At 71.3% G+C, this 21,111-nt stretch carries 25 protein-coding genes; 12 read left to right on the forward strand and 13 right to left on the reverse strand.

Features of this window, described 5'->3' with window-relative positions:
• Entirely contained in the window at positions 1-1,212 is a 1,212-nt protein-coding gene (locus tag H4W80_RS47670; RefSeq protein ID WP_192791097.1) for a styrene monooxygenase/indole monooxygenase family protein, read from the reverse strand.
• A gap of 57 nt (positions 1,213-1,269) precedes the next feature.
• On the opposite strand from H4W80_RS47670, the gene hemW reads away from it, so the two are divergent.
• Positions 1,270-2,490: a radical SAM family heme chaperone HemW gene (gene hemW / locus H4W80_RS47675; RefSeq protein WP_192791098.1), complete on the forward strand. Its 1,221-nt coding sequence runs from the start codon at positions 1,270-1,272 to the stop codon at positions 2,488-2,490.
• Here hemW and H4W80_RS47680 read toward each other — a convergent pair.
• The 3 genes from H4W80_RS47680 to H4W80_RS61865 are packed head-to-tail and all read right to left on the reverse strand — an operon-like array spanning position 2,487 to position 4,917.
• The gene (locus tag H4W80_RS47680) at positions 2,487-3,266 is read right to left on the reverse strand and encodes a DUF4870 domain-containing protein (protein WP_192791099.1); all 780 of its coding nucleotides are present in this window, start codon (positions 3,264-3,266) and stop codon (positions 2,487-2,489) included. The genes hemW and H4W80_RS47680 overlap by 4 nt on opposite strands.
• The gene (locus tag H4W80_RS47685; RefSeq protein WP_192791100.1) at positions 3,263-4,069 is read right to left on the reverse strand and encodes a DUF3097 domain-containing protein; all 807 of its coding nucleotides are present in this window, start codon (positions 4,067-4,069) and stop codon (positions 3,263-3,265) included. Before H4W80_RS47685 ends, H4W80_RS47680 begins: the two co-directional genes overlap by 4 nt.
• 17 nt (positions 4,070-4,086) lie before the next feature.
• On the reverse strand, positions 4,087-4,917 hold the full coding sequence (locus H4W80_RS61865) for a hypothetical protein (RefSeq protein ID WP_225964061.1): 831 nt from the start codon (positions 4,915-4,917) through the stop codon (positions 4,087-4,089).
• Positions 4,918-5,075: 158 nt separating this feature from the next.
• Here H4W80_RS61865 and hrcA point away from each other — a divergent pair, with 158 nt between their 5' ends.
• The 3 genes from hrcA to H4W80_RS47705 are packed head-to-tail and all read left to right on the forward strand — an operon-like array spanning position 5,076 to position 7,967.
• Complete coding sequence (hrcA, locus tag H4W80_RS47695) at positions 5,076-6,089, forward strand: heat-inducible transcriptional repressor HrcA (RefSeq protein ID WP_192791101.1); 1,014 nt, start codon at positions 5,076-5,078, stop codon at positions 6,087-6,089.
• 11 nt (positions 6,090-6,100) lie between these two features.
• Entirely contained in the window at positions 6,101-7,240 is a 1,140-nt protein-coding gene (dnaJ, locus tag H4W80_RS47700; RefSeq protein ID WP_192791102.1) for a molecular chaperone DnaJ, read from the forward strand.
• Position 7,241: 1 nt separating this feature from the next.
• Positions 7,242-7,967 (forward strand): 16S rRNA (uracil(1498)-N(3))-methyltransferase, encoded by a 726-nt coding sequence (locus H4W80_RS47705; protein ID WP_192791103.1) that lies wholly within the window; start codon positions 7,242-7,244, stop codon positions 7,965-7,967.
• A gap of 7 nt (positions 7,968-7,974) precedes the next feature.
• On the opposite strand, the gene H4W80_RS47710 is transcribed toward H4W80_RS47705, so the two are convergent.
• Both H4W80_RS47710 and H4W80_RS47715 read right to left on the reverse strand, forming a co-directional pair.
• The gene (locus H4W80_RS47710) at positions 7,975-8,625 is read right to left on the reverse strand and encodes a hypothetical protein (protein ID WP_192791104.1); all 651 of its coding nucleotides are present in this window, start codon (positions 8,623-8,625) and stop codon (positions 7,975-7,977) included.
• A complete protein-coding gene (locus H4W80_RS47715; protein ID WP_138671480.1) occupies positions 8,622-9,134 on the reverse strand; it encodes a SigE family RNA polymerase sigma factor in 513 nt (170 codons plus the stop codon). Before H4W80_RS47715 ends, H4W80_RS47710 begins: the two co-directional genes overlap by 4 nt.
• Before the next feature lie 280 nt (positions 9,135-9,414).
• Here H4W80_RS47715 and H4W80_RS47720 point away from each other — a divergent pair, with 280 nt between their 5' ends.
• The 8 genes from H4W80_RS47720 (at position 9,415) to era (ending at position 15,460) form a co-directional block, all read left to right on the forward strand.
• The gene (locus H4W80_RS47720; RefSeq protein ID WP_192791105.1) at positions 9,415-9,759 is read left to right on the forward strand and encodes a histidine triad nucleotide-binding protein; all 345 of its coding nucleotides are present in this window, start codon (positions 9,415-9,417) and stop codon (positions 9,757-9,759) included.
• Positions 9,760-9,878: 119 nt separating this feature from the next.
• A complete protein-coding gene (locus tag H4W80_RS47725) occupies positions 9,879-10,919 on the forward strand; it encodes a PhoH family protein (protein ID WP_192791106.1) in 1,041 nt (346 codons plus the stop codon).
• Positions 10,916-11,392: an rRNA maturation RNase YbeY gene (ybeY, locus tag H4W80_RS47730; protein WP_192791107.1), complete on the forward strand. Its 477-nt coding sequence runs from the start codon at positions 10,916-10,918 to the stop codon at positions 11,390-11,392. The genes H4W80_RS47725 and ybeY overlap by 4 nt, the downstream gene beginning before the upstream one ends.
• Positions 11,389-12,684 carry a hemolysin family protein gene (locus H4W80_RS47735; RefSeq protein ID WP_192791108.1) on the forward strand — a complete coding sequence of 432 codons (1,296 nt, stop codon included), beginning with the start codon at positions 11,389-11,391 and terminating at the stop codon, positions 12,682-12,684. The genes ybeY and H4W80_RS47735 overlap by 4 nt, the downstream gene beginning before the upstream one ends.
• 335 nt (positions 12,685-13,019) lie before the next feature.
• Positions 13,020-13,649, forward strand: coding sequence for a hypothetical protein (locus H4W80_RS47740; protein ID WP_192791109.1), 630 nt, complete (start codon positions 13,020-13,022; stop codon positions 13,647-13,649).
• A gap of 81 nt (positions 13,650-13,730) precedes the next feature.
• Positions 13,731-14,048, forward strand: a complete 318-nt coding sequence (locus tag H4W80_RS47745) for a cytidine/deoxycytidylate deaminase family protein (RefSeq protein WP_192791110.1) — start codon at positions 13,731-13,733, stop codon at positions 14,046-14,048.
• Between the two features lie 29 nt (positions 14,049-14,077).
• Complete coding sequence (locus H4W80_RS47750; protein ID WP_192791111.1) at positions 14,078-14,533, forward strand: NUDIX domain-containing protein; 456 nt, start codon at positions 14,078-14,080, stop codon at positions 14,531-14,533.
• A gap of 18 nt (positions 14,534-14,551) precedes the next feature.
• Positions 14,552-15,460: a GTPase Era gene (gene era, locus H4W80_RS47755; RefSeq protein WP_378525773.1), complete on the forward strand. Its 909-nt coding sequence runs from the start codon at positions 14,552-14,554 to the stop codon at positions 15,458-15,460.
• Between the two features lie 52 nt (positions 15,461-15,512).
• On the opposite strand, the gene H4W80_RS47760 is transcribed toward era, so the two are convergent.
• The 7 genes from H4W80_RS47760 to H4W80_RS47790 all read right to left on the reverse strand — a co-directional run bounded on the left by H4W80_RS47760 (position 15,513) and on the right by H4W80_RS47790 (position 20,913).
• Positions 15,513-15,983 (reverse strand): hypothetical protein, encoded by a 471-nt coding sequence (locus H4W80_RS47760; protein ID WP_192791113.1) that lies wholly within the window; start codon positions 15,981-15,983, stop codon positions 15,513-15,515.
• A 318-nt stretch (positions 15,984-16,301) separates the two neighbouring features.
• On the reverse strand, positions 16,302-17,048 hold the full coding sequence (locus tag H4W80_RS47765; RefSeq protein WP_225964063.1) for an urease accessory protein UreD: 747 nt from the start codon (positions 17,046-17,048) through the stop codon (positions 16,302-16,304).
• Positions 17,048-17,722 (reverse strand): urease accessory protein UreG, encoded by a 675-nt coding sequence (ureG, locus tag H4W80_RS47770; protein ID WP_192791114.1) that lies wholly within the window; start codon positions 17,720-17,722, stop codon positions 17,048-17,050. The genes H4W80_RS47765 and ureG overlap by 1 nt, the downstream gene beginning before the upstream one ends.
• Before the next feature lie 16 nt (positions 17,723-17,738).
• Positions 17,739-18,599: an urease accessory protein UreF gene (locus tag H4W80_RS47775; protein ID WP_192791115.1), complete on the reverse strand. Its 861-nt coding sequence runs from the start codon at positions 18,597-18,599 to the stop codon at positions 17,739-17,741.
• A gap of 4 nt (positions 18,600-18,603) precedes the next feature.
• The gene (locus tag H4W80_RS47780) at positions 18,604-20,310 is read right to left on the reverse strand and encodes an urease subunit alpha (protein ID WP_192791116.1); all 1,707 of its coding nucleotides are present in this window, start codon (positions 20,308-20,310) and stop codon (positions 18,604-18,606) included.
• Entirely contained in the window at positions 20,303-20,614 is a 312-nt protein-coding gene (locus H4W80_RS47785; protein ID WP_192791117.1) for an urease subunit beta, read from the reverse strand. Before H4W80_RS47785 ends, H4W80_RS47780 begins: the two co-directional genes overlap by 8 nt.
• Positions 20,611-20,913 (reverse strand): urease subunit gamma, encoded by a 303-nt coding sequence (locus H4W80_RS47790; protein ID WP_192791118.1) that lies wholly within the window; start codon positions 20,911-20,913, stop codon positions 20,611-20,613. Before H4W80_RS47790 ends, H4W80_RS47785 begins: the two co-directional genes overlap by 4 nt.
• Between the last annotated feature and the right edge of the window lie 198 nt (positions 20,914-21,111).

The following is a 21,111-nucleotide window of genomic DNA, read 5'->3' on the forward strand; positions in this document are numbered from 1 at the left end:
CTAAAAGTAGGGCGACGGCCCGCCGCCGTCAATGATCCGCGCCACCTCCTCGGGGCTCGAGATCACCGCCCACGCGTACGCCGGGTTCGCGAACAGGCCGAGGACCAGATCCGCCACGTCCTGCCTGGTCGTGGCCGCCAGCAGCAGGGCCACGACGTGCGCGGCCGGTGGCCGCAGGAACGCGTTGGTCCAGCCGGTGACCGGCGCCGCCGCCTCCCACATCCGCTCCGCCGTGGCGTGGCCGAAGGCGGCGTCGTAGGGGCCGCCCGCCGCGATGGCGTCGGCCGCGATCCAGGCGCAGGCCGAACCCAGGTTCGCGCCCTGGCCGGTCAGCGGGTCGTTGGTGATCCAGGCGTCGCCGACGGCCAGCGCGATCCGCCCGCCGGACAGCTCGGCCACCGCCTCGCGAACGACCGGCGTGATCGCCCCCTGCAGCAGGTCGTCCTCGCCCAGCAGCTCGAAGCCTCCATCGACCCGCTCGGCCAGCCGCGGCGCGTGCTCGGCGAGCAGCCCGGCCAGCCCTCCGGCGACCTCGGCCGCGGGCATGCGCGAGAGCGGCTCCAGCGGCCCGCCGGGAACCGCCTCGACCAGCACGCCGGAGACCACGCCGTGCCTGGTCATCATCGGCATGCGGAGGATCTCCCCACACCCTGGCGAGACGTTGTAGCTGAACATGGGGCCGAGGTCGAGACCGCCGTACAACCCGGCCGTCAGGACGCGCTGCGGCCGGTCGAACGGCGAGCGCGCCGGGTCGCGCGGGAACAGCTCCGCCACCGAGCGCCGCCCGGCCGTCACCACCATCAGCTCGTGCCTGCGGGACCAGCGGTCCACCCGCGCCGCGTCCGCCGGCGCGCCGGTGACGACGACCTCGCCGCCCCGGCCGGTGAAGTCGTCCAGGTACGCCGGCAGCAGCAGCCGGAAGTCGACCGCGTGGAACGGCTCGGCGATCCTGGCCAGGAACTCCAGCGGCGGATCCCCCTTGATCGAGAGCTCGGCGGATCCCATCAGGCATCCGGGATCCCGGTAGTGCTCGCTGCCCAGCTCCCGCTCCAGGGTGTGCCCCATCCTGCTCACCGTGTTGGGCAGCCGCCCCGAGCGCAGGGAAGCGGGGTCCTGCTCGCTGTAGAGCGTGGCCTCGACTCCGAGCTGCTGCAGGCGCAGGGCGAGGGTCAGCCCCGAGATCCCCGCGCCCACGATGCCGATGCCTGCCATGTGACCTCTCAGGGGTTGCGGTTCGATAGCACCTCGAACACCCGGCAAACTGAAAGGGTGCCATCCACCCTGCCTGACGGCGACCCCGTGCCCACTTCGGGCGAGCTGCCCGACAGCGCCCTGAGGGGCCTCGGCGAGCGGCCGTTCGGCTTCTACGTGCACGTGCCGTTCTGCGTGACCCGCTGCGGCTACTGCGACTTCAACACCTACACCGCCAGCGAGCTGGGTCCCGGCGCCTCGCACCGGGACTACGCGGACACGGTCGTCGAGGAGATCCGCCTCGCGCGCCGCGTCCTGGGTTCGGCCGAGCTGCCGGTGGAGACGGTGTTCTTCGGCGGCGGCACGCCCACGCTGCTCCCCCCGGAAGACCTGGCCAGGATCCTGGCCGCGATCGGCTCGGAGTTCGGGCTGAGCGCGGGGGCCGAGGTGACCACGGAGGCCAACCCCGAGTCCGTCGACCCGGCCTACCTCGACAAGCTCCGCCAGGGCGGCTTCAACCGGGTCAGCTTCGGCATGCAGAGTGTGGCCGAGCACGTGCTCCAGGTGCTCGACCGCCGCCACACCCCCGGCAGGGCGGCCGTGGCCGTCAAGGAGGCGAGGCAGGCCGGGTTCGAGCACGTCAACCTCGACCTGATCTACAGCACGCCCGGCGAGTCCGACGACGACTGGCGGGCCTCGCTGACCGCCGCGATCGAGGCCGGGCCCGACCACGTGTCGGCGTACTCGCTGATCGTCGAGGAGGGCACCAGGCTGGCGGCCAGGATCAGGCGCGGCGAGCTGCCCATGCCCGACGACGACGTGGCCGCCGACCGCTACCTGATCGCCGACGAGCTGCTGTCGCAGGCCGGGTTCGACTGGTACGAGGTGTCCAACTGGGCCACGTCCGACCAGGCCCGCTGCCGCCACAACCTGCTCTACTGGACCGGCGGCGACTGGTGGGCCGCCGGGCCCGGCGCCCACAGCCACGTCGGCGGCACCCGCTGGTGGAACGTCAAGCACCCGGCCGCCTACGCCCAGCGGCTGGCCGCGGGCACGTCGCCCGCCCACGCGCGCGAGGTGCTCGGCGACGACGACCGGGCGGCCGAGCGGCTGATGCTGGAGCTGCGGCTGTCGTCCGGCTACCCGCTGGCCGAGGTGGCCCCGGACGCGCGCCCGGCCGTGGCGAGCGCGCTGGCGCGCGGCCTGCTGGAGCCCGGGCCGTTCAGGTCGGGCCTCATGGTGCTCACGCTCCAGGGGCGGCTGCTGGCCGACGCGCTGATCAGGGACCTGCTGGTCTAGGTGATCAGGCGGACGGCGAACGGGTAGCGGTACGGCTCGCCCTTGTTGGTGGCTACGGCGGCCTGGATGTGGAAGATCAGGGACAGGATCCAGACGGCCGGCAGCAGGAGCAGGCCGATGAAGACGATCGTCAGGATGCCCGAGATGACGTAGCCGATGAACATCGTGATCTGGAAGTTGAGCGCCTCCGCCGCCTGATCCCTGACGTAGGGGGACTCGTCCTTCTTCATCAGGTAGATGATCAGCGGGCCGACCCAGGAGACCACCAGGCCGAGCACGTGAGAGAGCATCGCCATGGTGGTGTCGTCGGTGCCGGGGCGGGGGCCGAACCTGCCGGGGACGTACGGCTCGCCGGGCGCGCCGTACCCGTACCCGTGGCCGGGATGCTGCGGCGCGGAGCCGTAACCGGGCGGGGGAGGGCCGTAACCCTGGGACTGCGGCCCATAGCCGGGCTGGCCGTAGCCGGGCTGTCCAGAGCCTGGGTGTCCATAGCCGGGCTGGCCGTAGCCGGGTTGCCCGTACGTCGGCTGGCCGTAGCCGGGCTGGGACCCTGGCTGCTGGCCGTACCCCGGCTGGCCGTAATGGGGCTCGGAGCCGGGCTGCTGCCCGTAGACGCCGGGCTGCTGACCGTACGAGCCGGGCTGCCGGCCGTATCCCGGCTGCTGGGAGCCGGAGCCCTGGCCGGGCGGGATGCCCTGGCCGGGCGGGATGCTCGATGGGGGGACGAAGCGGGTGGCGTCGTCGTCCGGCGGCGGTTGCGGCGGGTCCTGGCTCATGATGCCTCCGTAACGAAGTCGATCAGTTCCTCGACCCGGCCGAGCAGTTCGGGCTCCAGGTCTGTGTACGTGGAGACGGCCCCGAGGATCCGCCGCCACGCCTCCGCGGGCTCCATGCGCCAGCCCAGGGCGGCGATGACCCCCTCTTTCCACGGCACCCCGCGCGGCACCGCGGGCCAGGCGGGGATGCGCAGGACGGACGGCTTGACCGCCTGCCAGATGTCGATGTACGGATGCCCCACGACGAGCACGTCCGGCGAGGTGATCTCGGCGGCGATCCTGCTCTCCTTGGAGCCGGGCACGAGGTGGTCCACCAGCACCCCCAGCCGGCGCCCCGGCTCGGGGCCGAACTCCGCCACGATGGCCGGCAGATGGTCCACGCCCTCCAGGTATTCGACCACGACCCCCTCGACCCGTAGGTCATGGCCCCAGATCTTCTCCACCAGGGCGGCGTCGTGCACGCCCTCCACGTAGATGCGACTCTCCCGGGCGACCCTCGCCCGCAGTCCCTCCACGGCGATCGAACCCGACGCGCTGCGCCTGGGCGCCGCCGGGGCCGCCGACGGGCGTACCAGCGTCACGGGCTTGCCCTCCAGCAGGAACGCGGCGGGCGCGAGCGGGAACAGCCGGCGCTTGCCGAACCGGTCTTCGAGCGTGACGGCCTCCTTGTCACAGGCCACCACCGCGCCGCAGAAGCCGCTGTCGGCGTCCTCCACGACGAGGTCCGGCTCGGCCGGCACCTTCGGGATCTTGCCCTTGCCCGGCCGCCGCCAATTCCCCGCCAGCACATCGCCCTCGTACACACGGGGACCGTAGCAAATCACCCGCCGACCGCAAGGCGCTTGCGCGCGCCGCTGCGGCGGACCAGCACGATGATGGTGCCGGCGATGGCGACCAGCAGTCCCGCCCCGGGGAGCAGGATGAGCGCCATCACCCCGCCGGCGATGCCGCCCGCGGCCGAGGTCAGCTCGCGGCCCACGCCGTAACGCACGTCGGCCTGCTCCTGGGTGGTGCAGGACAGCTGGTAGTCGCCCCTGGCGGGCGCGTTGATCACGAGGATCTGCTCCCACTTGACGGACCCGGACGTGACCGTCTGCGTGCCCGTGGTCTTGGCGAGCCTGGCCCCGTTCGTGATCTGGCACTCGTAGTGGACGGCGGTGTCGCTGGAGAGGTAGACGGCGGGTTTGTTCGCCGGGTCGATGGGCACCGTCACGGTTTCGCCGGACGCGAACGTCTTGGCGGGCGCTATGTCGCTGACGCTGCTGACGATGCCGCCGGTGAACAGCGCGACGCCCGCGATGGTGCAGACCACGGCGATGCCCCAGACGAGCGCGATCCACCAAAGTCGCGGTTTGATGGCTTTCGAGTCGATTCGCTCGGGGAATTGGGGTTGTTGGCCGTACTGTCCGTACTGAGGAGGTGGGCCGTATGCGGGCGGCGGGCCGTACTGAGGCGGAGGCCCGTACTGCGGCGGCGGCCCGTACTGGGGCGGCGGCTGGCCGTAACCGGGTTGAGAACCAGGCTGTGGGCCGTAGCCGGGCTGGGCCCCGGGCTGAGGGCCGTACCCGGGCTGGGCCCCGGGCTGAGGGCCGTACCCAGGCTGGGAGCCCGGCTGGGGCCCGTACGGCGGACGCGGGGAGTTGTCGCTCATGTCGGCAAGTGTGGTACTTGCCCCTTGTAAGAAGCTAGGAGCCGGGTTGCGACCTTGTGTTATCGCACCTTGCGGATGAGAGCCGTACACTTGGCACTCAGGAACACAGAGTGCTAGATGGTTGCGTTCCTCGGATGTCAGAGGCAGGAGGTGAGCACGTGCTCGACGATCGGAAGCTGGCGGTGCTCCGCGCCATTGTCGAAGACTACGTGTCCACCAACGAACCGGTGGGCTCCAAGGCGCTCGCTGAGCGCCACAACCTGAAAGTCTCCCCGGCGACGGTCCGGAACGACATGGCCGCGCTGGAGGAGGAGGGCTACATCACCCAACCCCACACCAGCGCGGGCCGCGTGCCGACCGACAAGGGCTATCGGCTGTTCGTCGATCGGCTCTCGCAGGTCAAGCCCCTGTCCGGGGCCGAGCGCCGGGCCATCGAGACGTTCCTGGCCGGCGCGGTCGACCTCGACGACGTGGTCACCCGCACGGTCCGGCTGCTCGCGCAGCTGACCAGGCAGGTGGCGGTGGTGCAATACCCGACGCTGACGCGCTCGACGGTCAGGCACGTCGAGCTGGTCCCGCTGAACGACCGGCGGGTCATGCTCGTGCTGATCACCAACACCGGCCGCGTCGAGCAGCGCGTCATCGAGCTGCCCGAGGTGATCGAGGACACTCGCATCGCCCACCTGCGCGCGGTGCTCAACGCCTGCCTCGACGGCTGCGGCCTGAGCAACGTGCCCGAGCAGGTCGCCGACCTGCCCGAGCGGCTCCCTCTCGAAGACCGCCCGGTGGTGGCCACGATCCTGTCGGTGCTGCTGGAGACGCTGGTCGAGCGGCACGACGAGAAGATCGTGTTCGCCGGCGCGGCCAACCTCGCGGGCGCCGACTTCTCGGTCGGCCTGCGCGACGTGCTCGAGGCGCTGGAGGAGCAGGTCGTGCTCATGAGGCTGCTCGGTGAGACATCCGCAGACACACCGTCCGCGCTCACCGTGCGCATCGGCTCCGAAAACCCCTATCTGCGGGGGACATCCATAGTCGCGACCGGATACGGTTCAGGCGACAACCAACTGGCCCGGCTCGGGGTGTTGGGGCCCACGAGGATGGACTACCCAGTGACGATGGGCGCCGTGCGCGCGGTGGCACGCTACGTCAGCCAGATCCTGGCTGCATCATAAGAGGTCGATAAGTGGCAAACAGCGACTATTACGCCACCCTCGGGGTGCGCCGTGACGCCAGTCAGGACGAGATCAAGAAGGCCTACCGCCGACTTGCCCGCGAGCTGCATCCCGACGTGAACCCCGATCCTGAGACCCAGGAGCGGTTCAAGGAGATCACGCAGGCCTACGAGGTGCTGTCCGACCCGAACAAGCGCCAGATGTACGACCTGGGTGGCGACCCCTTCGGCGGCGCCGGAGCGGGCGCGGGCGCCGGCGGCTTCGGAGCGGGCTTCCCCTTCAGCGACATCATGGACGCCTTCTTCGGCACCGCGACCGGCGCCAGGGGGCCGCGCTCGCGTGCCCGCAGGGGACGCAACGCCACCATCCGGGTCGAGCTCGACCTGCGCGAGACGGCGTTCGGCACCACTCGTGAGCTGGTCGTCGACACGGCCGTGCTCTGCGAGGTCTGCCACGGGGCCGGCACGGCGCCCGGCACCCACCCCGACACCTGCGACATGTGCAACGGGCGCGGCGAGATCTCCCAGGTCACCCGCTCGTTCCTGGGCCAGGTCATGACCTCGCGGCCGTGCCCGCAGTGCGGTGGTTTCGGCACCATCATCCGCCACCCCTGCCAGGAGTGCTCCGGCGACGGCCGGGTGCGCACCCGCCGTACGATCAAGGTCCGCATCCCCGCGGGCGTCGAGGACGGCACCCACATCCAGCTCGCCGGCGAGGGCGAGATCGGCCCCGGCGGCGGCGCGCCCGGAGATCTGTTCCTGGAGATCGTCGAGCGCGCCCACGAGATCTTCGAACGCCGCGGCGACGACCTCCACTGCACCGTGCAGATCCCGATGACGGCCGCCGCGCTCGGCACCATCCTGGCGGTCGAGACGCTCGACGGCCCGGAGGAGGTCGACGTCCGCCCCGGCACGCAGTCGGGCCAGGTCATCACCATGTTCGGGCGGGGCGTGCAGCGGCTCAACGAGTCGGGCCGCGGCGACCTGCTGATCCACGTCAACGTCGAGACCCCGACCCGCCTCGACCCCGCGCAGGAGGAGCTGCTGCGCGAGCTGGCCAAGCAGCGGGGCGAGGAGCGGCCGCCGGGCAAGTTCGCCCCCGGCCAGCAGGGCTTCTTCTCGCGGCTGCGCGACGCCTTCAACGGCAGGTGACGTGACCGTCCCGGTGTTCCTGTCGCAGGAGCTGGACGGGCCCGAGCTGGCGCTCGGCGGCCCTGAGGGGCGCCACGCGGCCTCCGTGCGGCGCCTGCGGGCCGGCGAGCGGATCGATCTGACCGACGGCGCCGGCGCGGTCGCCGAGTGCGTCGTACGCGAGGTCCTCAAGGACGCGCTGAGGCTCGACGTGCTGCGCCGCTACGAGGTCGAGCCGCCCCGGCCGCGGCTGGTCGTCGTTCAGGGGCTGCCCAAGGGCGACCGGGGCGAGCTGGCCGTCGAGATGATGACCGAGGCCGGCGTGGACGTCATCGTGCCCTGGTCGGCCGCGCGCAGCATCACCCAGTGGAAGGGCGACAAGGTCGCCAAGGGGCTGCACAAGTGGCGCTCGACGGCTCGCGAGGCGGGCAAGCAGGCCCGCAGGTTCCACCTTCCCGAGGTGACGGAGCCCGCCACCACCGCGCAGGTCGGCAAGCTGCTGGCGGGCGCGGCGCTGGGGCTGGTGCTGCACGAGGAGTCGGCCGAGCCGCTGTCCGGCGTGGCGCTGCCGGCGTCGGGCGACATCGTGGTGGTCGTGGGGCCCGAGGGGGGCGTCTCGGACGACGAGCTCGCCGGGTTCCGCGCGGCGGGGGCGGTGCCCGTGCTGCTGGGGCCCACGGTGCTGCGTACGTCCACGGCAGGGGTGGCGGCGGCCTCCGTGCTGCTCACGCGTACCGGACGCTGGTAGGAGCCTTTCAGGGCGTCGTGTGAGAGGCGTCCACCAACGGGCTGGCCGCGCCGGTCGGATCGTCGGTGATGTCGTCGGGCGGGCACTCGTCGACCGGGCACGTCGTGGGCTGCAGGGTCTCCGCCACCGATGCCGACGGCGACGGGGTCGGCGAGACCGTGGGGCAGTCGGACGGCGGCTCGGCCTGCTCGGCCAGGGGTGACGGGCACTCGGTCGCCGTGGAAGTGGGCGTCGGCGAGGGCCTGCTGGTCGATTCGGCCCGCTTCGTGGGCCGGGGCGTCGGGCTCTTGGAGGGGATCTCCGGGATCCCGACCGGGTGCTCCTCGTGGCTGGTCGGCTGCCTGGGCGGCGGCTCCTGGGAGCGGGTGGTGGAGGAGTTGGAGGGGACCTTGGAGGTCGACTCGCTGTCCACCCCTATGACGGGCTGGTTGATGATCTGCTGGCGCAGGCTGGGGACGGCCATCACGATCGTTCCCGCCACCAGGAGGGCGCTGGCGGCGGCCGCGCCCGCTCGCCACCAGAACAGATTGCGGACGCCGCGCCGCTCGATGCGGGCGCGGATGATCTCCAGTCCGTCCGGCGAGGGCACGACCGCGTCCGCCTCCGCGCGGAGCGCACGGCGCAGGAGATCTCCGTGCTCGTCGGGGGGCTGGGTCATGACATTTTCTCCAGAACGGATCGCAAGGCGGCCATGCCACGTGCGGTGTGGCTCTTGACCGCGCCCTTGCTGATGCCCATCGCGTGGGCTATCTCAGCTTCGGACAGATCACCGTAGTACCGCAGAACCAGTGCTTCTCTCTGTCGGGTCGGCAGGGCCCGTAACGCCTCGATGACAGCGGAGCGTTCCAGTTCGCCGATCGCGCCGTTCTCGGCGCTCGGAGCGTCCGGCAGACCCTTGGGAGCGTACTTCTCGACGACCGCGCGGTGACGCAGCACGGAACGGGACCGGTTGACGACGGATTGACGGAGGTAGGCGAGTGCTTTGTCGGGGTCGCGCAGCCTGCGCCAGGCGCCGTGAATGGCGACGAACGCATCCTGCACGACTTCCTCAGCTGTTGCTGTGTCCCGCACCAGCAACACGGCAAGACGCACCAACGACCGAAAATGTGCGCTGTAGAGCGCGGTCACGGCCATGTCGGCATCCCACCCGACCGGCACCGCCCCCATCGACCTGTCGGCCAGAAGGGTTTCGGTGGTCACATCAGTGGGACGCGCGGCCTTCCCAGAGGGTTTACGCTCTTCCGGTTCTTGAGGTTTCCCCGGTTCCTTAGGGTGCATTACCCAGTCGTGTCCTCGCCAGGTGGCGCTCGCCCGACCCTGAATCGTCTCTTTTTTTGCTGAAGTGTCGCACACTTACCCTAACCGTGTGGATCTTCCTGCGCACGACACAGCTGATTACCGATTCGCAACGGGTTCCGTACGTCGGGGGTCTCGATAGGGTGGCCGGGTGAGCGATTGCCTCTTCTGTCAAATCGTCGCCAAGGAGATTCCCGCCGAGATCGTTTACGAAACCGGCAGGACGCTGGCGTTCCGCGACCGCAACCCGCAGGCCCCGACCCACGTGCTGGTCATTCCGAAGCAGCACCACCGCGACGCCGCCGAGCTCGCCGGGGCCGACGACGGGCTGGCCGACGACGTGCTCAAGACCGCCCACGCCGTGGCCGTGCAGGAGGGCGTGGCCGAGGACGGCTACCGCGTGGTGTTCAACACCGGGCCCGGCGCCGGTCAGACGGTCTTCCACGTGCACGCCCACGTCCTGGGCGGGCGCGGCCTCACCTGGCCTCCCGGATGACATCGGCCGGATGATAGTGGCCGGCTGATATTGGGGAGAGCAATCGGGCTGCTCCCGGATACCATGGGCTCAGAAGAACAACGCAAGAGACCTGGAGGCATCAGGCCGCGGGCCTGCCCATGTCCGAACTACACGAATCCCGACGAACGGCACCTCCCTCGCGCACTCAAGCCAAGGTGCTGATTCCGGACGAATACTCGATGGTCAGCCTCCTGGGCTCCCGCGACGAGCTGCTACGCGTCATCGAGGGTGCCTTCAGGGCCGACATCCACGTACGGGGTAATGAGATCACCGTCACCGGCAGCCCCGACGAGAGCGGCACCGTGGTGCGGCTCTTCGAGGAGCTGGTCGAGGTCCTGCGCAGCGGTGGCGAGCTCACCCCCGACGCGGTCGAGCGGAGCATCGCCATGCTCCGCATGACCTCCGACCGTCCCGCCGAGGTGCTGTCGCTCGACATCCTCTCCTCACGCGGGCGCACGATCCGGCCGAAGACGGTCAACCAGAAGCGCTATGTCGACGCGATCGACAAGCACACGGTCGTGTTCGGCATCGGCCCCGCCGGCACCGGCAAGACCTATCTGGCGATGGCCAAGGCCGTGCGGGCGCTGCAGGAGAAGCGGGTCAACCGGATCATCCTGACCCGCCCGGCCGTCGAGGCCGGCGAGCGGCTGGGCTTCCTGCCCGGCACCCTGTACGAGAAGATCGACCCCTACCTGCGGCCGCTCTACGACGCCCTGCACGACATGGTCGACCCCGACTCGATCCCCAAGCTGATGGCCGCGGGCACGATCGAGGTCGCGCCGCTGGCGTACATGCGCGGTCGCACGCTCAACGACGCGTTCATCATCCTCGACGAGGCGCAAAACTCCTCGGCCGAGCAGATGAAGATGTTCCTCACCCGGCTCGGGTTCAACTCCAAGATCGTGGTGACCGGTGACGTGACGCAGGTCGACCTGCCCGCCGGCACGGTGAGCGGGCTGCGGGTGGTCCAGGAGATCCTCGACGGCATCCCCGACATCCACTTCGCCCGCCTGTCCAGCGCCGACGTGGTCCGCCACAAGCTGGTCAGCGAGATCGTGGACGCGTACGGGCGCTACGACGCCACGCAGGCCGCGCAGGAGCCCAAGAGCATCCAGCACCGGGGGAAGCGGCGACCATGAGCATCGAGATCAACAACGAGTCCGGCGTAGAGGTCGACGAGGAGAAGCTCGCCGCCCTGGCCGCTCACGTGCTCGGCGAGATGGGCATCAACCCGCTCGCCGAGCTGTCCATCGTGGTGGTCGACGAGGACGCCATGGCCGAGCTCCACGAGAAGTGGATGGGCGAGCCGGGCCCGACCGACGTGCTGGCGTTCCCGATGGACGAGCTGCGTCCCGGCGGCGGGGCGCGCGGCGACTCGGAGAGCCCGGCCGACCCGGCGCTCCTCGGCGACGTCGTGCTCTGCCCGCACGTCGCCGCCCGGCAGGCCAAGGAGGCGGGCCACAGCGCGGCCGACGAGCTGGAGCTGCTGTGCACCCACGGCATCCTCCACCTGCTCGGCTACGACCACGCCGAGCCCGAGGAGCACAAGGAGATGTTCGGCCTGCAGGCCCGGCTCCTGGAGTCGTGGCAGGAGGTGCGCAACCCGCGGTGAACGCCTGGTTGCTGTCGGCCATCGCGCTCGTGATCATCGGTGGCCTGATCGCCAGCGCGGAGACGGCACTGACGCGCATCTCCAGGGTGCGCACCGAGGAATACGTGCGTGAGGGCCGGCGGGGCGCGAAGCGCCTGCAGGCCATCGTCGACGACCCGCCGCGCTACCTCAACCTGCTCCTGCTGCTCAGGCTGAGCTGCGAGCTGGTGGCCACGGTCATCGCGACCCTGCTGTTCATCGACCTCATGCACGATCAGGGCTGGGCGTACGTCTGGGCCGCGGTTGTGATGATCGTGGTCAGCTACGTCGTGGTCGGCGTCATGCCGCGTACGCTGGGCCGCCAGCACGCCGAGCCGGTCGCGCTGGCCAGCGCCCCCATCGTCTACGGCCTGACCCGCATCTTCGGCCCGCTGCCCAAGCTGCTCATCCTGCTCGGCAACGCCCTGACCCCCGGCAAGGGGTTCCGCGACGGGCCGTTCACCTCGGAGGCCGAGCTGCGCGAGCTGGTCGACCTGGCCGAGGAGCGCCGGGTGATCGAGCCGGACGAGCGCGAGATGATCCACTCGGTCTTCGAGCTGGGCGACACGCTGGTGCGCGAGGTCATGGTGCCGCGCACCGACATGGTCTACATCGAACGCGGCAAGACGATCAGCCAGGCCCTGTCGCTGGCGCTGCGCAGCGGGTTCTCCCGCATCCCCGTCGTGGGCGAGAACGAGGACGACGTCGTCGGCATCGCCTACCTCAAGGACATCGCCCGCAAGATCCACGAGTCCGGCGAGGGCGGGGGCGAGGACACGGTCGAGTCGATCATGCGGCCGGCCGCGTACGTGCCCGAGAGCAAGCCCATCGACCAGCTCATGCGGGAGATGCAGGCGCGCCAGATCCACATCGCCATCGTCATCGACGAGTACGGCGGCACCGCCGGGCTGGTCACGATCGAGGACGTGCTGGAGGAGATCGTCGGCGAGATCACCGACGAGTACGACCAGGAGGCGCCCCGCGTCGAGCCCATGTCCGACGGCGGGATGCGGGTGACGGCCCGGATGCCGGTCGACGAGCTGGGCGAGCTGTTCGACACGGAGATCGAGGTCGACGACGTGGAGACCGTGGGCGGGCTGCTCGCCCACGCTCTGGGCCGGGTGCCCATCGCCGGCTCGCAGGCCGAGGTGGCCGGGCTCATGCTCACCGCCGAGAGCCTGGCGGGCCGCCGCAACCGCATCAGCACGGTGGTGGTCCGCCGCGCCAAGCCCCCGGAGGACGAGGTCGAACCGGTCGGCGCCGAGCACGACTGACCTGCCTCAGGGCGGGTGAGGACGAAGCCGGATGAAGGTCGCAAGCGTTCTACAAGTCTTCTGCAAGCCGGGCCGGGCACTCTCTAACCACGGCATCCAGTGCGGTGGGTGTCAGAGGGGAAGGCATCCGAACGCCGGGTGGGGTTCGCGGCGAGAGGATGCGCCTGGGGGGACGACAGTGTCCCGGCCGGCTGCCCAGCCGGTTGGGACGCAGGTCGGCGTAAAGGGTGTTCTCGTCCGGAAAACCGGGTGAGGGCACCCTTTTTGCGCATTGGTGGAAGCTCCGGTGGATTGCCGCATTCGTCGGTGGGGGAGGCTGCGATCCAGGGGGAATCATGAAACGCGAGATCATCGCCTGTGTCCTGCTGGCCGGCGCTCTGGGGGGTTGCGCCGGCGGCGGGACGGGGAGCGCTCTCGACGCGCAGGCCACCGCGCACCTGCGCGAGGTGCTCAGCAAGGAGCCGCCGTTGCCCGACGGGTTCACGGCCCGGCCCGAGCAGGCGTGGCGGATGCCGTTCGCGCAGGCCGACAGCAACTGCAAGGCCGTGCTGGAGCCCGTCGGAGGGCTGGCGCCGCGGCAGGCGCTGACGGCCGAGGCCGCGGTCAGCTACCGCGGCGACGGGCTGGGGGAGCAGGCCGGGGTGGGGCTGGCCCGGTACGCGGACGGAGAGGCCGAGGAGCACCTCGACGCGCTGGCCGAGGCCCTGGAGTCGTGCCGGGAGGTACGCACGTCCTCCGGCACCGAGCTGCGCTCGCAGGAGCTCCCGGTCGAGAACGCGGCCGACGAGACCGTGGGCGCGCGGCTGAGCGGGCGCCTGAACGGCTATCCGTACGCGATGGACGTCGTGCTGTCACGGGTGGGCGACACGCTGGTCTCGGTCGTGCACACGGGCATGAACGACGTGGACGCCGCCCGCACCAGCGAGGTGGTCGACGCGGTGATCTCCATGGCCGGGACCCACTGACCACCACCCTGCCCTCCTGCCAGGCCTGGTCGAGGCGGCGGCGGCGATCCGCTCGGCGGATTTCTCGTTAGCCTTGTTCCCGTGACACTCGATCCTGAAGACAGCAAGATCATCACTCTGGCCCGGGCCGCGAGGGCGCGTAACGAGTCCGCGGAGGGGGCCGCCGTACGCGACGAGACCGGCCGTACGTACTCGGCGACCGACGTGGCGCTGGACGCGCTCACGCTGTCGGCGGTGCAGGTGGCCGTGGCCATGGCGGTCTCCAGCGGCGCGCGGTCACTGGAGGCCGTGGCGCTGGTGAGCGAGGGCGCGCCGAGCGCCGCCGACGAGGCCGTGGCCGCGGAGCTGGGCGTCAAGGCGCTGCTCGTGGCCGGTCCCGACGGGAAACTGCGGGGCTGACCATGCCGATGTCGCCATTTTTGGCGAAATTGCGGGAAAAGGTGGGCTCCGAGCTGCTCATGCTGCCGTCGGCGGCGGGCTTCGTGTTCGACGACGCCGGCAGGCTCCTGGCGGCCCGCCACGGTGACGGGGACCTCTGGGCGGCGCCCGGCGGCGGCATCGACCCGGACGAGCGGCCCGAGGACGCCGTCGTCAGGGAGCTGCGCGAGGAGCTCGGCGTCGACATCGACGTACGTGGCCTGATCGGCGTGTTCGGCGGCCCCGAGTTCCGCACCGTCTACCCGAACGGCCACCAGGTCGGCTACGTCATCGCCGCCTACGCCTGCGCGATCGCCCCCGATTCCGCCGCGCCGGAGCCGGACGGCGTCGAGATCACCGACTACCGATGGGTGACCGAGCGGGAGTTCTCGGAGCTGCCGACGACGCCCTGGACCCCCATCGCCGCGCCTCAGGCATTCGCCTGGTGGCGTGCCCATGCCCGCTGATAGGCCAGAATGCAGAATGTGACTTCGCCAGACAACCATCGCGCCGGATTCGCCTGCTTCGTGGGGAGGCCGAACGTCGGCAAGTCCACGCTCATGAACGCCCTGGTCGGCAGCAAGGTGGCGATCACCTCGTCCAAGCCCCAGACGACCAGGCGCACCATCAGGGGCATCGTGCACCGGCCCGACGCCCAGCTCGTGATCGTCGACACCCCTGGCCTGCACCGGCCGCGCACGCTGCTCGGCGAGCGGCTCGACAGCCTGGTGCTGTCCACGCTGACCGAGGTCGACGTGATCGGCTTCTGCGTGCCCGCCAACGAGCCGATCGGCAAGGGCGACCGCTTCATCGCCGACAAGCTCGCCGCGGTGAAGAAGACGCCCGTCGTGGCGGTCGTGACCAAGTGCGACCTGGCGTCCAAGGAGCAGATCGCGGAGCAGCTGCTGGCGGTCTCGCAGGTGGGGGAGTTCGCCGCGATCGTGCCGGTGTCGGGGCAGTCGGGCGAGCAGCTCGACGTGCTGGCCGACGTGCTGATCGAGCACCTGCCCGAGTCGCCGCCCCTCTACGAGGACGGCCGGCTCACCGACGAGCCCGAGCAGGTGCTGGTGGGCGAGCTGATCAGAGAGGCGGCGCTGGAGGGCGTACGCGACGAGCTGCCCCACTCGATCGCCGTGGTCGTCGACGAGATGATGCCCCGGGAGGGGCGTGACGACCTGCTGGACATCTACGCGCACCTGTTCGTGGAGCGGCCCTCGCAGAAGGCGATCGTCATCGGGCACAAGGGCGAGCGGCTGCGCGAGGTGGGCACCAAGGCCCGCAAGCAGATCGAGGCCCTGCTCGGCACCCGCGTCTACCTGGACCTGCGGATCAGCGTGGCCAAGGACTGGCAGCGCGACCCCAAGCAGCTGCGGCGCCTGGGCTTCTACGACTGATCCGCTCAGGGCGGCGGGTCAGCGCCAGGACGGCCGGCACGACGACCGCTGATCAGCGGCGGCGGACCAGCGCCAGGACCGACAGCACGACGACCGCCACCGCGCAGCCCATGGCCGCGAACCAGCCGAACTTGATCACCGGCCCGACCGACAGCACCTGCCCCAGGTCGAAGGAGAGCCGGTCGCGGACGCCGCTCCCGTCGGTCATGAAGAGCACCAGCACCGCCACCGCCGCCACCCCCGGGACGGCGGCCAGGGCGGCGATCCCGGGGCGGGTGAGCAGCCCGGCGACGCCGCAGCACAGCGCGGCCAGGCCCGCCACCAGCGTGTAGACGCCGAACGTGTCGTCGATGCCGCGGATGTCGTTGACCAGCCCGCCGCCGATCAGCTCGCTGCGCACCTCGAGCCCGGCCCACGGGAGGACGGCACAGAACACCAGCAGCGCTCCGGCCACCACGACGGCCAGGGCGTAGCCGCGGCGGGCCGCCGGTTTGGCGGGGGCGGGCTGGAGGTAATCGGCCACACGATCACTGTAAGCCGGACCCGCGTCTCCCACCACCGTACGCAACGGGGTCGTCACCATCACCCCGGGCGTGCCGGGCGAGGGGGAAGTGGCACGGCCACCCCGTCATCGCCCAGGCCCCGACGACCAACGGCGGCGCCCGATAGCGACGGCCGGCGGACGGCGGTCGACGGCGGGCGGCGATGGATGGTGACGGGTGGCGGTCGGCGACGTCCGACGGTCGCGGTGGCGTGGCGCTCGGCGGCGGCCGGGCGGCGTTGGCGGCATCCGTGCCAGCTATCCCTCCCTCGCTCTAATAGGTCCGCCAGGAGAGGGCGGTCAGGGCGCCGGAGCGAGGGTGGTGCGTTCGCCCCATTCGAGGCGGGAGCGGAGCTGGACGGCGTCCGCGGCCAGGGCGGACACGAGCGTGCCCGGACCCGCCAGGGGCAGGACGGCGACGCCTTCGGCCACCACGGGCTCCTTGGCGGACGTCGTGAGGAACGTGGTGCCGACGCAGCGGGCAGAGCCGTAGACGGCAGGGGAGGTGTCCACGGCGGGGTCGCCCACGGTGAACTCCTGCCGGAGCACCGGCCGGCCGTCGCACGTCGCGTCGAAGCGGGCGTGACAGCGCCCCGAGACCTCGCCGTGGCGCCCGAAGACGATCTCCTCGCGCCACAGCACCTCGGCGTCCGCCGCCAGCTCGAGGCGTACCAGGAGCCGGTGCTCGCACCCGGCGGCGAGCACCGTGGGCTCCGGGGTGAAGCGGAGTGTGGCGCCCGCCCCCACCCGGGCCGTGACCAGCATCTCGGACGCGCCGTCCCCCGGCAGGACCAGGGTGCTGGCGACCGAGCCCAGCTCCAGGGTGGTACGCGGGGCGACGTCCAGGTCCAGGCAGAGCCGGTCGCCGCCGAGCGGGCCCGCCGCCGTGGAGATGAGATGCACGGTGTACGGCCCCGTCTGGCGCAGCGTCAGCGGGGGCGCCGAGGCGAGCCGGCGGATGAGGGTCCGGCCATCCGGGGACGAGGCCGTCGCGACGGCGGCGCTCGCCCTCATCCCGCGGCGGCCGGGCCGGGCGCTGGCGGGCATCAGGAGACGGGTGCCGCGTGGGCGTGGGACCAGGCCGTCACCTGCTCGGACACCCAGGCGGCGACCGTGGCGGCGGTGGGCTCCTGCCTGATCGAGGTGAACAGCACCGGCCTGTCACCGCGTACGGCCGCCGCGTCGCGGTCCATCACGCCCAGGTCGGCGCCCACCATCGGGGCCAGGTCCGTCTTGTTGACGACCAGCAGGTCCGCCGTCGTCACCCCCGGACCGCCCTTGCGCGGCACCTTGTCGCCGCCCGACACGTCCAGGACGAAGATCTGCCTGTCCGCCAGCCCCCGGCTGAACGTGGCCGTCAGGTTGTCGCCGCCGCTCTCCACGATCACCAGGTCCAGCGGGCCGAAGCGGTGTTCCAGGGTCTCCACGGCGTCGAGGTTCGCGGCGATGTCGTCGCGGATGGCGGTGTGGGGGCAGCAACCGGTCTCGACGGCGAGGATGCGCTCGGGGTCGAGCACGCCCGCCCGGCGCAGGAAGTCGGCGTCCTCGGTGGTGTAGATGTCGTTCGTCACCACCCCTAGGGACAGTGACGGGCCCAGCGTCCTGCACAGCGCGGCCACCAGGGCCGTCTTGCCGCTCCCTACCGGGCCGCCCACCCCGAGCCGCAGCGCCCGGCCGCGGCCGTCGGGGGCGTGGTGGTGGTCGTCGTGATTGGCACCCATGTCTGGGGTTCCTTCCTTAGGAGACGAACAACCTGACCTCGGCGCGAGCGTGCTGCTCGGCCAGGAGGTCAAGGGCTGGGGACGAGTACGCGGGCAGCGCCGCCAACCAGGGGAGCGGGTCCGCGGGGTCCGAGGGATGGAGCGTGAGGCCGGGGTGGGCGGTGGAGGCGGGATTCGCCGCGGTGGAGCGGGCGTTCGTCACGGTGAGGTGGGCGGTGGAGCGGGCGTTCGTCACGGTGAGGTGGGCTTCGGTGGCTATGGCCGTGAGGTCGGGGGTGAGGTCGGCCAGGAGCCCGTGCACGGCCACCGGGTCGAGGCCCAGGAGCCGCACCGCCGCCGTGGCCGGGCCGCTGATCGCGTGGTACGCCGCCGCCATGGCCGCCTCCTCGGCCGTGGCGCCCGCCGCATGTGCCACCGCACCGAGGGCGATCGGGTGATGGGGGCTCGGTACGGCCCGCGCCAGCTCCTCCAGCACCGGAGACGGCCACACGCGGCGGGCGACCCTGACGAGGAGCCTGCCCTGGGTCCTGGACGCCTCCCGCTGGGCGGGGGCGGCGGTCCTGGCATCGACCTCGGCGTCGAGCAGCACCCACGGCGACCCTGGCGTTGGGCCGTTGGGCGCTGGGGAGGTGGATGGTGACGTGACTGGCGATGCGGTGACCGGTGGGGACGCGGTGGTGGTGGCCTGGGTGTGGGCGGCGGCTGTGAGGGTGGCGGCGAGGGCGCCGGTGGTGTGGAGGCGGCCCCGCAGGAAGCGGGCCAGTGACGGCACGTCGGAGACCGCCCCCGACGTGATGGCCTGTTCGGTGCCGCCCGAGTGGGCGTGGCCGCCGGCCGGGAGGCGGGAGTCGGCGAGGAGGAGCAGCGCTGGGTTCATGGCGTCAGAAGAGGAAGTAGCGCTGGGCCATGGGAAGGCGGGTGGCGGGGGCCGGTTCGACGAGGTCGCCGTCGATGCGGACCTCGAACGTGTCGGGCGCCACCTCGATCCGGGGCATGGCGTCGTTGAGCGGCATCGAGGACTTGCTGCGCCGCCGTACGTCCGCCACCGGAGCCAGGCGGCGGCGTACGGACAGCCGGTCCGCGAGCCCGGACTCCAGGGCCGCCGGCGCGACGAAGTGGAGCGAGGTGGCGGCGGCGGTCACCGGTGAGGCGCCGAACATGGGACGGGGCAGCACCGGCTGCGGCGTCGGGATGGAGGCGTTGGCGTCGCCCATCTGCGCCCAGGCGACCACGCCGCCCTTGAGCACGAGGTCGGGCTTGACCCCGAAGAACGCCGGGTCCCAGAGGACGAGGTCGGCGAGCTTGCCGCGTTCGACGGAGCCGATCTCGCCGTCCAGCCCGTGGGCGATAGCAGGACAAATCGTATATTTCGCGATGTAGCGGCGGGCTCGCAGGTTGTCCGCGGGACCACCGAGCGACCCCCGGCGGCCCTTCATGACGTGAGCCGTCTGCCACGTACGGATGATCGTCTCCCCGATCCGCCCCATCGCCTGCGAGTCCGAGCCGATCATCGAGATCGCCCCCAGATCGTGCAGCACGTCCTCGGCGGCCATCGTCGCCGGCCTGATGCGCGACTCGGCGAACGCCAGGTCCTCCGGGATCGACGGGTTGAGGTGATGGCACACCATGAGCATGTCGAGGTGCTCGTCCAGCGTGTTGACGGTGTGCGGCCGGGTGGGGTTGGTGGAGGAGGGCAGGACGTTGGGGTAGCCGGCGACGCGGATGATGTCGGGGGCGTGCCCGCCGCCCGCCCCTTCGGTGTGGTACGCGTGGATCATCCGATCCCCGATGGCCTTCAGCGTCGACTCCACGAACCCCGCCTCGTTCAGTGTGTCCGTGTGCAGCGTCACCTGCACCCCCGACGCGTCCGCCACGCTCAGGCAGGCGTCGATGGCGGCCGGCGTCGAGCCCCAGTCCTCGTGCAGCTTGAAGCCGGAGGCCCCGGCCTCGAGCTGCTCCACCAGGCCGTCGGCGGAGACCGTGTTGCCCTTGCCGAGCAGCGCGAAGTTCAGCGGGTAGGCGTCCAGCGACTCCAGCATCCGGCCCAGGTACCAGGTCCCGGTGACGGTCGTCGCCTTGGTGCCCTCGACGGGCCCGGTGCCGCCGCCGACGATCGTGGTGACCCCGGACGCGATCGCCTCGTCGAGGACCTGCGGGCAGATCAGGTGGACGTGCGAGTCGACGCCCCCGGCGGTGAGGATCTTGCCGTTGCCCGCGAGCACCTCCGTGGACGGCCCGATGACCAGGTCGACGCCGTCCATCGTGTCGGGGTTGCCGGCCTTGCCGATGGCGTAGATGCGGCCGTCGCGGATGCCGACGTCGGCCTTGACCACGCCCCAGTGGTCGAGGATCACCGCGCCCGTGATGACCAGGTCGGCCGCGCCCTGCGCCCGGGTGGTCCGCGCCTGCCCCATGGACTCGCGGATGACCTTGCCGCCGCCGAACACCGCCTCGTCGCCCGGCCCGGCGGGCCCGATCGACAGGTCCTCGGTGACCTCGATGAACAGGTCGGTGTCGGCCAGCCGGATCTGGTCGCCGACCGTGGGGCCGTAGAGCGCCGCGTACCGGGCGCGCGAGATCTCAGTCATCGAGCGGCCCCGCCCACTCCGGCCGCAGCCCGGGCACGACCCGGTTGCCCGCCAGCGGCACGAGCGTCACGTCGCGCTCGACGCCCGGTTCGAACCTGATCGCCGTCCCCGCCGGCACGTCCAGCCGCATGCCCCAGGCCGCCTTCCTGTCGAACTCCAGCCCCGGGTTGGCGGCCGCGAAGTGGTAGTGCGAGCCCACCTGCACCGGCCGGTCCGCCGTGTTCACCACCCGCAGCGTGCGGCGCTCGCGCCCGGGGTTGAGGGTGTGGGCGCCCTCGGGGTGCACGTACTCGCCCGGGATCACGGGATGGGCCTGTGTACGGTGACCAGCTTCGTGCCGTCGGGGAAGGTCGCCTCGATCTGCACGCTCTCCAGCATCTCCGGCACGCCTTCCATGACGTCGGCCCGGCCGAGCACCGACCGGCCGGCCTCCATGAGGTCGGCCACGGGGCGCCCGTCCCTGGCCCCCTCCATGAGGAACGACGCGATGATGGCGGTAGCCTCGGGGTGGTTCAGGCGCAGGCCCCTGGCCTGCCGCTCGCGCGCCACCCCGGCGGCGACGTGGATGAGCAGCCGTTCCTGCTCGTGTGAGGTAAGCCGCATGGCCGGACCATAGGAACCGGCGGTTTCGTGGCTGTTGCCGGGGCATGTCGTGTTGGTTTCGCGCTGTGAGTGAACCCCCTTATTTCGGATTAAGTGCATTTGTGAATTTTTGGCAATTGCCTATTAACAAACGGGATCTTCGCGAGAAATGTCCTGGAGTCACCTTTCTGGCAGTACCGGTCGGCAGGAAGGAACGGC

Source organism: Nonomuraea angiospora (assembly GCF_014873145.1).
GTDB lineage: Bacteria > Actinomycetota > Actinomycetes > Streptosporangiales > Streptosporangiaceae > Nonomuraea > Nonomuraea angiospora.

Excerpts from the sequence above, each read along its gene's own strand:
- H4W80_RS47670 (WP_192791097.1), bottom strand. The coding sequence starts at position 1,212 with ATGGCAGGCATCGGCATCGTGGGCGCGGGGATCTCGGGGCTGACCCTC.
- H4W80_RS47680 (WP_192791099.1), bottom strand. The coding sequence starts at position 3,266 with ATGAGCCAGGACCCGCCGCAACCGCCGCCGGACGACGACGCCACCCGC.
- H4W80_RS61865 (WP_225964061.1), bottom strand. The coding sequence starts at position 4,917 with ATGAGCGACAACTCCCCGCGTCCGCCGTACGGGCCCCAGCCGGGCTCC.
- H4W80_RS47710 (WP_192791104.1), bottom strand. The coding sequence starts at position 8,625 with ATGACCCAGCCCCCCGACGAGCACGGAGATCTCCTGCGCCGTGCGCTC.
- H4W80_RS47715 (WP_138671480.1), bottom strand. The coding sequence starts at position 9,134 with ATGGGGGCGGTGCCGGTCGGGTGGGATGCCGACATGGCCGTGACCGCG.
- H4W80_RS47725 (WP_192791106.1), top strand. The coding sequence starts at position 9,879 with ATGTCCGAACTACACGAATCCCGACGAACGGCACCTCCCTCGCGCACT.
- ybeY (WP_192791107.1), top strand. The coding sequence starts at position 10,916 with ATGAGCATCGAGATCAACAACGAGTCCGGCGTAGAGGTCGACGAGGAG.
- H4W80_RS47740 (WP_192791109.1), top strand. The coding sequence starts at position 13,020 with ATGAAACGCGAGATCATCGCCTGTGTCCTGCTGGCCGGCGCTCTGGGG.
- H4W80_RS47765 (WP_225964063.1), bottom strand. The coding sequence starts at position 17,048 with ATGCCCGCCAGCGCCCGGCCCGGCCGCCGCGGGATGAGGGCGAGCGCC.
- ureG (WP_192791114.1), bottom strand. The coding sequence starts at position 17,722 with ATGGGTGCCAATCACGACGACCACCACCACGCCCCCGACGGCCGCGGC.
- H4W80_RS47775 (WP_192791115.1), bottom strand. The coding sequence starts at position 18,599 with ATGAACCCAGCGCTGCTCCTCCTCGCCGACTCCCGCCTCCCGGCCGGC.
- H4W80_RS47780 (WP_192791116.1), bottom strand. The coding sequence starts at position 20,310 with ATGACTGAGATCTCGCGCGCCCGGTACGCGGCGCTCTACGGCCCCACG.
- H4W80_RS47790 (WP_192791118.1), bottom strand. The coding sequence starts at position 20,913 with ATGCGGCTTACCTCACACGAGCAGGAACGGCTGCTCATCCACGTCGCC.